15 protein-coding genes are annotated in these 12,787 nt (G+C 63.5%); 6 read left to right on the forward strand and 9 right to left on the reverse strand.

Annotation, left to right across the window (positions count from 1 at the left end):
- Window position 1 precedes the first annotated feature (1 nt).
- From AC0L30_RS06550 to AC0L30_RS06560, 3 genes are all read left to right on the forward strand, one after another.
- Window positions 2–880 carry an ABC transporter permease gene (locus AC0L30_RS06550; RefSeq protein ID WP_007602561.1) on the forward strand — a complete coding sequence of 293 codons (879 nt, stop codon included), beginning with the start codon at window positions 2–4 and terminating at the stop codon, window positions 878–880.
- A 20-nt stretch (window positions 881–900) separates the two neighbouring features.
- Complete coding sequence (locus AC0L30_RS06555; protein WP_007602560.1) at window positions 901–1,632, forward strand: aspartate/glutamate racemase family protein; 732 nt, start codon at window positions 901–903, stop codon at window positions 1,630–1,632.
- 176 nt (window positions 1,633–1,808) lie between these two features.
- Window positions 1,809–2,303: a hypothetical protein gene (locus AC0L30_RS06560; RefSeq protein WP_473404042.1), complete on the forward strand. Its 495-nt coding sequence runs from the start codon at window positions 1,809–1,811 to the stop codon at window positions 2,301–2,303.
- Between the two features lie 174 nt (window positions 2,304–2,477).
- Here the strand turns inward: AC0L30_RS06560 and AC0L30_RS06565 are convergent, their stop codons facing one another.
- Together AC0L30_RS06565 and AC0L30_RS06570 are read right to left on the reverse strand one after the other, a co-directional pair.
- Window positions 2,478–2,840 (reverse strand): hypothetical protein, encoded by a 363-nt coding sequence (locus AC0L30_RS06565; RefSeq protein ID WP_354158947.1) that lies wholly within the window; start codon window positions 2,838–2,840, stop codon window positions 2,478–2,480.
- Between the two features lie 103 nt (window positions 2,841–2,943).
- A complete protein-coding gene (locus AC0L30_RS06570; RefSeq protein WP_007602556.1) occupies window positions 2,944–3,246 on the reverse strand; it encodes a hypothetical protein in 303 nt (100 codons plus the stop codon).
- A gap of 143 nt (window positions 3,247–3,389) precedes the next feature.
- Between AC0L30_RS06570 and AC0L30_RS06575 the strand changes: the two genes are divergently transcribed.
- Window positions 3,390–3,554, forward strand: a complete 165-nt coding sequence (locus AC0L30_RS06575; protein ID WP_473404043.1) for a hypothetical protein — start codon at window positions 3,390–3,392, stop codon at window positions 3,552–3,554.
- Between the two features lie 31 nt (window positions 3,555–3,585).
- Here AC0L30_RS06575 and AC0L30_RS06580 read toward each other — a convergent pair whose 3' ends face one another.
- The 3 genes from AC0L30_RS06580 to AC0L30_RS06590 all read right to left on the reverse strand — a co-directional run bounded on the left by AC0L30_RS06580 (window position 3,586) and on the right by AC0L30_RS06590 (window position 6,357).
- Entirely contained in the window at window positions 3,586–5,232 is a 1,647-nt protein-coding gene (locus AC0L30_RS06580; protein WP_473404044.1) for a PAS-domain containing protein, read from the reverse strand.
- Between the two features lie 174 nt (window positions 5,233–5,406).
- Window positions 5,407–5,937 (reverse strand): gamma carbonic anhydrase family protein, encoded by a 531-nt coding sequence (locus AC0L30_RS06585; protein WP_473404045.1) that lies wholly within the window; start codon window positions 5,935–5,937, stop codon window positions 5,407–5,409.
- Window positions 5,938–6,027: 90 nt separating this feature from the next.
- Window positions 6,028–6,357 (reverse strand): DUF6949 family protein, encoded by a 330-nt coding sequence (locus tag AC0L30_RS06590; RefSeq protein ID WP_007602553.1) that lies wholly within the window; start codon window positions 6,355–6,357, stop codon window positions 6,028–6,030.
- A gap of 222 nt (window positions 6,358–6,579) precedes the next feature.
- Here AC0L30_RS06590 and AC0L30_RS06595 point away from each other — a divergent pair, with 222 nt between their 5' ends.
- Window positions 6,580–7,287, forward strand: coding sequence for a hypothetical protein (locus tag AC0L30_RS06595; protein WP_473404046.1), 708 nt, complete (start codon window positions 6,580–6,582; stop codon window positions 7,285–7,287).
- A gap of 167 nt (window positions 7,288–7,454) precedes the next feature.
- On the opposite strand, the gene AC0L30_RS06600 is transcribed toward AC0L30_RS06595, so the two are convergent.
- From AC0L30_RS06600 to cysE, 3 genes are all read right to left on the reverse strand, one after another.
- Window positions 7,455–8,645, reverse strand: a complete 1,191-nt coding sequence (locus AC0L30_RS06600) for an FAD-binding domain (RefSeq protein WP_473404047.1) — start codon at window positions 8,643–8,645, stop codon at window positions 7,455–7,457.
- Between the two features lie 94 nt (window positions 8,646–8,739).
- Window positions 8,740–8,958: a DUF3126 family protein gene (locus AC0L30_RS06605; RefSeq protein WP_007602550.1), complete on the reverse strand. Its 219-nt coding sequence runs from the start codon at window positions 8,956–8,958 to the stop codon at window positions 8,740–8,742.
- A 150-nt stretch (window positions 8,959–9,108) separates the two neighbouring features.
- Complete coding sequence (gene cysE / locus AC0L30_RS06610) at window positions 9,109–9,933, reverse strand: serine O-acetyltransferase (protein ID WP_007602549.1); 825 nt, start codon at window positions 9,931–9,933, stop codon at window positions 9,109–9,111.
- A gap of 275 nt (window positions 9,934–10,208) precedes the next feature.
- Here cysE and AC0L30_RS06615 point away from each other — a divergent pair, with 275 nt between their 5' ends.
- The gene (locus AC0L30_RS06615; protein WP_473404048.1) at window positions 10,209–11,567 is read left to right on the forward strand and encodes a hypothetical protein; all 1,359 of its coding nucleotides are present in this window, start codon (window positions 10,209–10,211) and stop codon (window positions 11,565–11,567) included.
- A 315-nt stretch (window positions 11,568–11,882) separates the two neighbouring features.
- Here the strand turns inward: AC0L30_RS06615 and AC0L30_RS06620 are convergent, their stop codons facing one another.
- Window positions 11,883–12,653: an alpha/beta fold hydrolase gene (locus tag AC0L30_RS06620; RefSeq protein ID WP_473256057.1), complete on the reverse strand. Its 771-nt coding sequence runs from the start codon at window positions 12,651–12,653 to the stop codon at window positions 11,883–11,885.
- Window positions 12,654–12,787: the final 134 nt, after the last annotated feature.

A 12,787-nucleotide genomic window follows, 5' to 3' on the forward strand; every position in this document is an offset into this window, starting at 1 on the left:
CATGAAGGAAGGACGCCCGCGCTCTTTCTACGTGCTCGCGATCTTCTTCGCAGCCTACACGCTGTTTCTCTACGGCCCGATGATCGCGATCTACGTGCTGTCGTTCCAGGGGCCGCAGGGTGGCCTCACCTTCCCGATGAACGGTGTGTCGACTTTCTGGATCGCAAAACTGTTCCAGGGTACCGGCATCGTCGATCTCGGCGCGGCCTTTCGCCGTTCGCTGCTGCTCGGCATTATCGTGATGATCGTCACCGTCGTGCTGTCGGTCGCCGCGGGCATGGCGTTTCGCCGCAAGTTCAAGGCGCAAAGCATCCTGTTCTACTCGGCGATCGCGAGCCTCATCGTGCCCTCGATCATCACCTCGCTCGGCATCTCGCTTGAATTCCGCATCATCGACGATGTGATCAAGGGCACCTTCAACGAGAATTTCGAGACCTCGATGGGCCTGCTCACTTCCGGCCTCGGCGCGCATTTGACCTGGACGCTGCCGTTCGGCCTGCTCATCATGTTCGCGATCTTCAACCGCTTCGATCCCAGGCTCGAGGAAGCCGCGCGCGATCTCGGTGCGACGCCGTGGCAGGCCTTCCGTCATGTCGTGCTGCCGATCATCCTGCCCTCCGTGATCGGTATCGGCCTGTTCGGCTTCACGCTGTCCTGGGACGAACTCGCGCGTTCCAGCCAGGCGATCGGGGCCGTGAACACGCTGCCTCTCGATCTCCAGGGCCTCACCACCACCGTGACCAACCCCGACATCTATGCGCTCGGCACCGTGATCTCGGCCGTCTCGTTCACGGTGATCGCGCTTGCGCTTGGCACCATCCACATGCTGAACAAGCGACAGGCGGCCAAAGGCTCGGACGCCGGCAAGGGGCTTGTCTGAAAAGGGGCTTGTCTGATCTGATGCGGCTTCACGTCGTCAATCCCAACACCACTGCGACCATGACGGTGAAGATCGCCGCTGCCGCGCGAAGCGTCGCCCTGCCCGACACGATGATCGATGCGCGCCAGCCCACGATGGGCCCGGTCTCGATCGAGGGATTTTACGACGAGGCGTTCGCGGTGCCCGGCATGCTCGGCTGCATCCGCGAGGCCGACCGCGACGGCGCGGATGCGCACATAATCGCCTGCTTCGACGACACCGGTCTCGACGCCGCGCGCGCCGCGGCAAAGACGCCCGTGATCGGCATTGGCGAGGCCGGCTTCCACATGGCGAGCCTGATCGCCGCGCGCTTCGCCGTGGTGACGACGCTCGGTGTTTCCATCGTGCCGATCGAACATAATTTGCGGAAATACGGCCTCACCGACCGCTGCACCCGCGTCCGCGCCGCCGAGGTGCCGGTGCTCGCGCTGGAGGAGCGCAACACCGATGCGCTCGCAAAAATCTCTACGGAAATCACGGCCGCGATCCGCGACGACCGCGCAGAGGCCATCGTGCTCGGTTGCGCCGGCATGGCCGATCTCGCCAATGAACTCGCCGCCACGCACGGCCTGCCCGTGATCGACGGCGTCGCGGCCGCGGTGACCTTGGCGGAATCACTGGTGCGATTGGGACTGAAAACCTCCCGGCTCGGACCCTATGCGGCGCCCCGATCGAAGACTTATTCAGGTCCGTTTTCGCCGTTTCAGCCCTGATCTCTGCCTCTGACGGGCGCTTGGATGCCCTAAGGCATCCTGATTGCTGGTTTTTTTGCTCTTAGCCTCTTTTTGGTCCCATTCCTTGCCGAAACGTAACGCTTTCGGGACGCCCCGGTGGCCTCAGGTTGCCGGTCTTCGCCACTCACCAAGTTTCAATTTGGGTTTTGTCAGCGATGATCGATCTCGCAGAGGACGCACCGTCCAACCCGCTTCTTCGCCTCGGCGCCCAGCCTATCGCGCTGACCGCCGCCGCCCTCCTCCTGCTGATCGCCGGTGTGACCTCGATCGCGATCTGGCGCGCCTATACCGGCTCAGCCCCTGAGACCGACCGGGTGGTGGCGTCGCGGCAGCTGCAGGCTCGGACCGCACAGGCATCCGAGCAGCTGGTCGAGAAGACCAAGGGGCTGGAGGCAACCCAGCAGGAATCGATCGACCAGCTTCAGGTCGTGCAGGACCAGCTCCAGAGTATGAAGCGCTTGCTCGCATTCCAGCAGGCCGACACCAAGCGTCTGTCCGAGCAGGTCACGACACTCAACGAGTCCATCGACGGCCTGCGGCAATCCTTTGCGAGCGCCCGGGCGACCGAGGCGGAGACTCCCTCGGTTACCCGCAGGAAACCGGCGCGGCATCGTGTCCATGCCAGTGCACGTAAGCGCTCGCGCAGCTGAGCAGCCGGCGCCGCCTAAATTTTTGGACTTGTGAACTGGATCACATTCGCCCGTATGATTCCGAGCGATGCTCGCCGTCACCGGATGGCGTGAGCCGATTTCAATGTCCGGGGCTGGCAAGGTCGTTGACGGTATATTGCGTCAACGGCCTTGTTTTTTAACGGGTACCGCCGCCTATTCGCAGACATCCACGGAGCGGATGCGCCAGCCCGACGGCGTCATGACGCGCTTGCGCACGACGTAGCAGCCGCCATAGCCACCATCGTCGTAGCCGGTACCATAGTAATAGGGATCGCCGTAATACGGTTGGCCGTAGCCGTAATAGCCGCCGTAATAACCCGCGCCGGCGATACCCGCCCCGATGGCGATTCCCGGCCAGAAGCCACCGCCATGCCAGTGGCCGCCGTGACCCCAGCCGCCACCGTGGCCCCAGCCGCCACCACCGTGGCCGAAACCGCCCCGCGCCTGGGCGGCCTGTGGGGCTGACAGCCCGACTATCGCGACGGCCAGCGCCGCCATCATCATCTTGCGTAACATCCACTCGATCCTCCGCGTGGACACGCTCCACGCTCAAAGCAGGATCAAGCTAGCGTTCCCTGGGCATTCCGGACAGCCACGCTGCCTCACTTCCGCGCGAGCGTCAGCAGCCGCGGCAGATGCTCTTGAGCTTCTTGTCGAGCAGCCGGTTCTCGGCGTTGACGGCGGCGTCGGTGGATCCACCTGCGCCGGTCCCGGTGGTGGTTCCGGAGGTGGCATTCGCTCCCGATGATTGCGCCGTACCCAGGCTGTTGGTCCCGGGCGGCGGAGCCGGAGAATTGGCGACACCTCCGGCCGATCCCGCTGCGCCGCCGCTCGCTTGCGCGAACGCTACGGCCGGCATCGCGGCAAGGGCGAAGATGACAATCATGGTCTTGATTGAACAGGTTGCGGACGATGTTGCCATTCGAATGCTCCTTTACCGATCAACCGCCGCATCGATGACCGGTTCCGGAACAATTGCCGTCAGTTCAGCTTGAAAGGGGGAGAGCCACGATCATGCGAAAGCCGATCGCGTTCGACGCTGCAAACCAGAGAGGCGAAATCAGGATGACGGATCGCGATCCTTTTGCGGAGGGCGAACGCGCCGCGCGCGAAAACATTCCGGCAGAAGCCAATCCTTACTCGGACGGCAGCGACGAACACGCGTTGTGGGCTGCCGGTCACGAGAGGGTCGCGGGTGCGATCGAAGCGCGCGAATCCGAGGGAAGCTGAGGCGCCGCTTCGAATGGCGCGCGCCGTTGAACTACGCGGCCGCCACCATCCCCTCGGTCCGGTCCTCGACCATGGTCACGAACATGTGGGACTCTTCCCCTGCGCCGCCGATCTGGACACGGCGGGCGGAGATCACGCGGCGCCCGCGCGCGGCATTGTCGATGGTATCGACGATCGGCTCGAGCTGCTGTTTCTGCGCCAGAAGCTGTTGGTCGCGCTGCTCGATCAATTCGGCTGCCTCCGCGGAGAACAACTCCCGCGCGGTCTTGCCGATGATCTCGCCGCGCGACATGCCGATCATCTTCTCGGCCGCCTTGTTGACGAAGACGTAACGCAAATTGCGCGCGTCCTTGGCGATGATGCCCTCGGCCACGTTCTCGATGATGGTGGCGAGGAAGCGCTCCATCCGCTCGAGAATGCGCTCGCGCTGACGCTGCTCGGTGACGTCTTCCTGCACCGACACCCAGCCGCCACCGTCCATCGGACGCTCGTAGATCTTGATGATGCGGCCGTCATTCAGGGCGACCTCGTCGACCGCCGGCTCGCGCTTGGTGATCCGGTCGAGGACCGCCGCGACATATTTCGCGACGTTACCGCTGAACAACCCGCTCCTGACTCTGTGCTGGAGAATTTCCTCGAGCGTCGACCCGGCCTGGATCGTCTCGGGTAGATTGTAGATCCCCCGGTAGTTGGTGTTCATCGCGACCACATTGGCCTTGCCGTCGAGCATAACCAGGCCCTGCGGCATGCTGTTGATAGCTGCCGAAAGCTGCCACTTCTTGGCCTGGTACTTGTCGTTGAACTTGTCGCGCTCGGTCATGGCCGCGTCGCGCGCCTGCGCTGTGCCGAGTTCGATCTCCTCGAGCTCGAAGATCCGCGCCACCGCATCGCGGAAGTTCTGTACGGCTCGCGCAAGACGACCGATCTCGTCGTGACGGCCGAGATGCGGCACCTCGCTCTTGACGTCACCGTCGGCAATGCGGTCGGTCGCTTGCGTGATCTCAGCCAGCGCCCCGACCACCGAGCCCCGCATCACAACGACGTTCAGCCCCGCGAAAACGAGCGCCACGAGCCCGAGCACGAACAAATAAGCCGCGGCATAGCGGTTCTCGTTGGCAAGTTCGTCCGCCTCGCGGGCGCGCTGCCCGTAGATCCGTTCCAGCGTCTCCAGATCGAGATTGAGCTTGTTGCGTAGCGTCCGGTTGGCGTCGTTATCGCCCCATTCGCGCGCTGCGGCCGGACTGATCTCCAGCCCGCGCCGAACAAGTTCCTGGCGAAATTCGATGAACTGCGCGATGCGCTGGCGGAAGCTCGAGACTTGCGCGGCATCGTCGGCGGCGACGGTCCGCTCCATGCTCTTCACCGCCTCGGCGAGTTCGCGGTTACGGCGCACCAGACCGTCGGCGAACTGCTTCATCGCGCCGCGATCGGCGGACATGTAGATGCCGCGCGATTCCATGACGACGGCGTAGATCAGCGTGTTGATACGCCCGACATTGATCGCCGCCTCCGCCGAAGAGGCGTGCATGTGGCGGTAGGTCGTCTGCAGGCGGACGGTCTGGATCGACATCACGAGCAGGAAGGTGGTGACGATCGCGAGAAAGCCGGCAATGCTGTAGACTTTCTCCGCAACGCTCAGGGTATCCGCGCCGCGAGCGAAACGAACGAGCTTTTTCACAAATTTGGTTCCGGCGCCGAGTCCGGATCCCAGCGCCGCAGCATCCATGGCGCCACTCCTCCTGGTTGAAAACGCTCCAGGATAGGCATGATGGCGCTAGCGGAGGATTAAAATACGGGCGGGTATTTTTACGGTACGGAACCAGATGCCGGCCGCACACGGCCTGCGTGCATCTCAGTCGATCCGCTTTAGGCCCTTCGTGAAGCGCGGGCCGTTCGCGACGTAGAACTTCGCCGCGCTGCCCATCTTCTGCACCTGGACGTCGTCGAGCGTGCGGATCACCCGCGCCGGCGAACCGATGATCAGGGACCGTTCGGGGAATTCCTTGCCCTCGGTGATGACAGAGCCGGCGCCGACGATGCTGTTGCGTCCGATCCTGGCGCCGTTCATCACGATGGAGCCCATGCCGACGAGTGCGCCCTCCTCGATGGTGCAGCCGTGCAGGATGACGTTGTGGCCGACCGTACAGTTTCTGCCGATGTGAAGCGGAAAACCGAGATCGGTGTGGCAGGTCGAGCCGTCCTGCACGTTGGATCCCTCGCCGATCTCGATCCACTCATTGTCGCCGCGCAGCACCGCGCCGAACCAGACGCTCGCGCCCGGCTTCAGGCGCACGCGGCCGATCACGGTGGCGGTCTCAGCGATGAAGTAATTGCCGTCGGCGGGAAGGTCGGGCGCCTGCCCGTCGAGCTCGTAGATCGCCATGAGGGTCTCCTGTCGGGTCAACCCCAGCCATAGCGAAACGGCAGCCTTGACGCAAAGGCCCGCCGCGCAGGCAGCCCTACAGCGCCCGTATCAGACCAGAACGCCGGCCGCGCGGAGCGTCATCAGGAAGAAGGTGCCGCTCATCATGCTCCAGAAGCCGGCGATCACGGTCGCCATCATCACGAATTCGACGCGGCGGCTCTCCACCTGCCTGCCGCGCAGGGTGTTGCGCATGATGATGAAGGGAGCCGCGAACACCAGGAACGGAACCGCCGCGAAGGTCTTCGGCGCCACGCCGTCCTGCAACAGACCGAAGCCGGCGGGCCGCTGTGCGACCGTCTGGTATCCGCTGACGAGCGCTCCCGCGAGCGCGAAACCGATGCCGATCGAGAAGAATGTATTGAGAGCTTCAGGTGTCATCGGAACGGTCCGCCCTTACGCAACGCGAGGTGACTTCCTGTGACAAAGAGTGCCGGTTAACGCTACATTATCCTTAAGGGAAGGTTAACGCCGCCGGCCGTTCCACGCAGGCCTGGCTCCCTTCCCTGCAGTCGGCGAACGCTCCGCGAAATCGCAGCCGCGTGGCATATTCGCTGCTGATTCGACGGCCATCGGCCGACTTCCGGCTCATTCGCGCGGCTCATGACGGTGTTTTCGGCAATTTCCCCTCAATCTCCCCGAGCGCACACCCGGGCACACGTCATCCCGATCGTGCTCGGCGGCACTGCCGCGGTGTGCGCCGTCGCGCTCGTCGCCTATTTGTTGTGGCCGACCTGGGGCCCGAGCGGCGTGAACGCCCCGGACAAGCTGCCGGTGAGCGTCGGCGGCACGCTGTTCAACCTGCCGACCAACGCGATCCGCATGAAGATCCAGCGCCACTCCGGGCCGCAGGAGCGGATCGATCTCGACTTCCTGTATCCCTCGCTCGAGCCGCCGGGCGCGCCGAAGCACGTCACCGCCGATAGTGTGGATGCGGCGATGCAGCCGATCGACCGCATCTTCCTGTCGATCGCCGCGCATCGCGATGCGCTCTCGCCCGAGCAGCGCACCGCCACGATCTATCCGCGCTATCTCGACCAGGCCGCGGCAACGCCCCAGGACGGGCTGACAATGCGGATGTTCCGCGCCGATACGCCCTACGGCAACGAGGATCTCTATTCTGCCGCGAGTCCTGCACTGACCGCGCGCTGCACGCGGGATGCGGCGACGCCCGGCATGTGCCTCGCCGAACGCCGCGTCGGCGGCGCCGACCTCACCTTCCGCTTTCCGCGCAGCTGGCTATCGCAGTGGCGCGATGCGGCGGAAGCGATGGAGAAGCTGACGGCGCAACTGCGCGGCCCGAAGGGCTGAGCGCAGCCTCTGCGCCCCGAGCCTCCAAAACAAAAACTGCGAAAACAACCCCATGCACAGTAGCCAAGTGCCTGGCATGACTTCGTATTTTCGAAGCCAGCCTGCAAAAAATTCGGCCCCTCCCGAGAATTCGTCTTTTTCGAAAATGATTCAAAGCCGCAGGCAATTCAAACGCCGATCTCCTTGTGATCGCTCCAGCGATAAGTCGGCAGATCAAGCTTGTCGGCAAGGTCTCGGCCGATGGCGAGTCTCGCCGCGCCTGGCAACGAGAACGCCTTCACGACCTGATTGCGAAACCACAATCCCCATGACGTCCGCGGCGCAAATGCCGCGGCGAAGCGCTCCGCTCCGCGCTGCTTGGCGCCGATATAGCTGCGAAGGCGGGTCTCATAGGCGCTGAATGCTTGCTCGTGGCGCCCGTCGGCGCGTGCGAGTTCTCCCGCAAGCACATAGGCAGAGATCATGGCCAGAGCCGAGCCCTGCCCGGCGACGAGCGACACGCAGAAGGCAGCGTCTCCAATCAGCACGACGCGGCCCCGCGACCAGCCGTCCATCCTGATCTGGCTGACCCGGTCGCAATACAAATCATCGGTGCGCTCGAGTTCGTTCAGAATGTCTGGGCATTCCCAGCGGGCGTCGCGATAGAGATCACGCAGCTGTGCCTTTGCGGCAGGCCCGCCTGCATCGCCGCGAAACACGAAGAGGAACAAGGTGCGATCATTGCACAGCGCGAAACGGCCAATCATCCGGCCCGGCCGGTTGTGCATCAGATACACATTCTCGTCGCGACGACGATAGCCGCGGGTTTCGAATGCCGCGACGCCATAGCCGAGATTTCTTTCGAACGTCCCGATCGAGCCGAACGCAAGGCTGCGCACCTGCGAATGCAAGCCGTCAGCACCGACGACGAGATCGAAACGTCGGCTCCCGCCGCGCCGCAACTGGACGTCGACCCATTCAGGCTGCTGCTCCAGGCCAACGATCTCCTCATCGAAGATCGTTTCAACACCGTCGCGGACCGTACCGTACAGCAGGCGCGACAGATCGCTTCGTGCCAGAGTGACGTAGCGGCCGCCTGTGAGATCGTCGAGGACGTCCGTGCCAAATCCGGCGATACGCCGGCCATGATCGTCGACGATCCGCATTTCCCTGGCGCGATAGCCGGCGTTCTCGATCGCCGGCAGCAGCCCCATCCGTTCGGCGATGTCGTAGCCGAGTCCCCAGAAATCGATCACGTAGCCGCCGCGACGAAGTGCGCTCGCGCGCTCGACCAGCGTCGGCGCGTAGCCCGCCGCCTTGAGCCAATAGGCGAGCGTCGGCCCTGCAATCCCCGCCCCGGAGATCAGAACTGTTCGCATGGAAGGAATATGGGAAAAGCGGCGGCCGATCGCACCGCCGCGTCAGACACCAAATGGTGAGGGCGGGAAGTTCCGCCTCACCAGTCGTGTCGCATCACTCCTGGTCGACCAGATCGTCCTCGAGGATCGCCATCTGGAACTGGAACGAGCGATCATCGTCCTCGTCGTCGACGAAGAGCACACCGATGAATTCCTCGCCGATATAGACTTCGGCGGAATCATCCTTCTTAGGCCGCGGCACGACGCGGATCTTGGGATTGCCGAATACGCGTTTCAGGTACGCGTCGAGCTTCCTAACTTCCTTGACGTCCACGGCAAGTCTCCAATCGAAATCTAGGTTGGCGCGGGTTTTAGGACGAGACGCGACCAACCGCCAGCATGAATTGCCAAAGAATTTGGGGACCGAAAGGGGCGGGAAATCCCGCCCTTCCGACAAGCTCGAAGTCCGCCTCAGAGTCCCGCCTCAAAGTCCCATGGCGTTGATCATCTGATCCATGGTGCGCGACGGCTCGGCGCAGCCGGCTTCGCCGACGACCTTGGCGGGCACGCCTGCGACCGTCACGTTGTGCGGCACCGGTTTGACCACGACCGAGCCCGCCGCGATGCGCGCGCAATGACCGATCTCGATATTGCCGAGGATCTTTGCGCCCGCGCCGATCAGGACCCCGTGACGGATTTTCGGATGGCGGTCCTCGTTCTCCTTGCCGGTGCCGCCGAGCGTGACGCCGTGCAGGATCGAGACGTCGTCCTCGATCAGCGCAGTCTCACCGCAGACGAAACCGGTGGCGTGGTCGAGGAAGATGCCGCGGCCGATGCGCGCGGCGGGATTGATGTCGGTCTGGAATACCGCAGACGCCCGGCTCTGCAGATAATACGCAAAATCCTTGCGGCCCTTCAGATAGAGCCAATGCGCGAGGCGGTGGGTCTGGATGGCGTGAAAGCCCTTGAAATAGAGCAACGGGTCGATGAAGCGCGACGTCGCGGGGTCGCGGTCGTAAACGGCGACGAGATCGGCGCGGAACGCGTTGCCGAGATCGGGATCATCGCGTAGCGCCTCGTCGTAGGTCTGGCGCACGAGATCGCCCGACAGCGCGGAATGATCGAGCCGATCGGCGACACGATGGATGACAGCATCTTCCAGGCGGCTGTGATGCAGCACCGTCGAATAGATGAAGGTCGCAAGCTCCGGCTCGCGATGGACGATGTCCTCCGCTTCGCCGCGGATCCGATCCCAGATCGGATCAAGCGTTGCGAGCTTTCCTCCCGGATTGACCTGATGCACTGCCATGAGATCTGCTCTTTCGAATTGGCTCGTTTCGATGGTTCTATAACACAGTCTAAGCGACAAAGTCCTGACGGGCTTGCCTGAGAGTGAACAGTGCGTTGCCCAGCGGGGGCATGCCAACACGTTGAATCACAACAGTTTCTTCCGACACCCCCGGCGGCAAGGTCGGCTCAAAATGGTCAGGGTTTCGCCAAATTCAAGCCGGGCGGCGTCAAACTATTGGTGAATTCCGCCTCAACCGTGATTGCGGGCATGGTCCGAGTGAGGACGGAGCGGATTTGACCATCACCACCGATCATTTGCGCGCGGGCGCCGCGGGCTCACTCTGGCTGCGGCTCGCCGCGGTCGCCCTGCCTCTCCTGATGATCGCGCCGGCGCTCTGGAACGGCTACCCGCTGTTGCAATGGGATACCGGCGGCTATCTGGCGCGCTGGTACGAGGGCTATCTCGTTCCGAGCCGCTCCACCGTGTTCGGCCTCTATCTGCACTATGGCGAGAGTTTTGGCTTCTGGATCAACCTCGCGATCCAATCGCTGGCGACATTGTGGCTGCTCCAGCTCACCTTGCGCGTGCTCTCGATGATGCAGACGTTCCTCTTCGTCGCGATCAGTCTGCTCCTGATCCTGTCGACCGCGCTGCCCTGGCTCGCCAGCATGCTGCTCACGGACATCTTCGCAGGGCTCTCGGTGCTGTCGCTGTTTCTGCTGGTCGTCGGCAGCCAGCGGACATCAACGCTCGAAAAAATCTCGCTGTTCGTCTTCACCGCCTTTGCCGCCGCGACCCATAGCGCCACGCTCGGCGTGCTGCTCGGGCTCTGCGTTGCCGGCTGGATGATGCGGCCGTTCCTGCGCGCGCGTCTGCCCGTCGCAGGACTGGCGCAGGCGAGCCTGACCATCGTCGTGGGCGGGCTGATGCTGGTGTCAGCCAACCATGCGCTGTCAGGCAAATGGGCCTGGACGCCCGGCGGCACCGGCGTTGCCTTCGGCCGCATGATGCAGGACGGCATCGTTGCGCGTTATCTCAACGACCATTGCCCGCGCGAAAAACTCAAGCTCTGCCCCTATCGCGACCAATTGCCGGCGACCGCCGACGAATTTCTGTGGGGCAAGAGCATGTTCAACACGCTTGGCCGCTTCGAGGGCATGAACGACGAAATGGGCATCATCGTCGTGGGTTCGCTCGCCGACTATCCGGCCTGGCAGGCCGGCGCGGCGTTGCGGGCGCTGGGCCAGCAATTGCTGCATGTGGCGACCGGCGAAGGCACCAATGGCTGGATCCCGCACACCCGTGGCATCATCGAACGCTATATCCCCTCGCAGGCCGCGCCGATGCGCGCCGCGCGCCAGCAGCACTGGGGCGTCGATTTCGACTATGTCAATTGGCTGCACGTGCCCGTCGCGCTGGCCTCGATGCTGGCGCTTGTCGCGCTGCTTGCGCATGCCCTCGCGATCCGCCGGCTCGACGACCTGACGCTGCTGGCGGCAACCGTGACGCTGGCGCTGCTCGGCAACGCCTTCATCTGCGGCGTGATCTCGGGCCCGCACGACCGCTACGGCGCGCGGATGGCGTGGGTCGCGACCTTCACCGTGCTAATGGCGCTGGCACGTCGCCTTGGGGAAGACAGCAAAGCGCGGTGAGATTGGGGTGAAGCGCTATCGCGCTCCAGTTCTTGGAACGAATTCGTCGCCCTCGTCTCCTTGAAAATTCGACCATGTCGGGTTGCCCGACTGCCGACTTGAACGCTGCCGCGACAACGTCGAATGGCTTCGAGCCCCTAAGGCTGAAACGCTCGACCTCGACTTTAGCGATTGTCATTGGTCCTCCGTAACTGCTGCAAGCTGTGCATCCAGTCGCCATGTCGAGTTGGGTAATGTCATTCTCCGGATGCCTGGCTCAAATGGTCGAGCGGAAGCGTGCGGGCTCCCGGCGCCAAAGCGCCGGGAGCGGCACCGTCACTTCGCGAGGGCCGCTTTTTCGATCACCTCAGCGACCTGCTTCGCATGGACGACGAGCGAGGCATGGCTGCCGGCGACTTCCGTCGTCTGAGCATGGATCCTGGCTGCGAACGACTTCTGGGCCTCGGGCGCGAGGACTTTGTCCTTCGTGCTGATGACGTAGAAATTCGGCTTGTCATGCCAGGCCGCAACGTCGACCGGAGCTTCGAACGCAACGTGGTTCAGCGGAAGCTGCGAGTTGGCCAGGTGCGCGGCGATCTCCGGAGGAAGGTCAGCCGCGACGGCTGACGGAAACACCTTTGGATCGATGTACAGATTGCCCTTCGCATCGGGGTGGATCGCCTTGCCGCCTTCGGTCGGCGGACCGGCCTTCGTCAGCGACGCCAGGGATTCACCGATCTCCGGCGCAAAGGCGGACACATAAACCAGCGCCGAAACCTTGGGATCGTTGCCGGCTTGCGTGATCACCACGCCGCCCCATGAGTGGCCGACCAGAACGGTCCTGCCGGCTTGCTTCGCGAGCGCCTGTTTGGTCGCATCGACGTCGGCGGCGAGCGAAGTGAGTGGATTTTCGACGAGCGTGACGTTGTAGCCTTTCTTCGTGAGAATATCGGCAACCGGCTGCCAGCTCGTCTGGTCTACAAAGGCGCCGTGCACGAGCACGATATTGTGGGCTGCCCCCTTGGGCAGTTCGGCGGAACGGGCGGGCCCGACCATTGTCGATCCGGCCAGGAGTACGGCGGCTGCTGAAAGTAGGAAATTTAGCATTGATTGTTCCTGTTGGTATGTCGGACGAACACAGTCCGGGGGAATGGACAGGCGTTTCCAGCAAGGTCGCGGTTCTTCCATCTGCCGTTGGCGAAATGGTTGCCGCACGTCGCGTCGGCCCGCCGTGGCATGAC

This window comes from Bradyrhizobium sp. MI1.11, assembly GCF_055811255.1.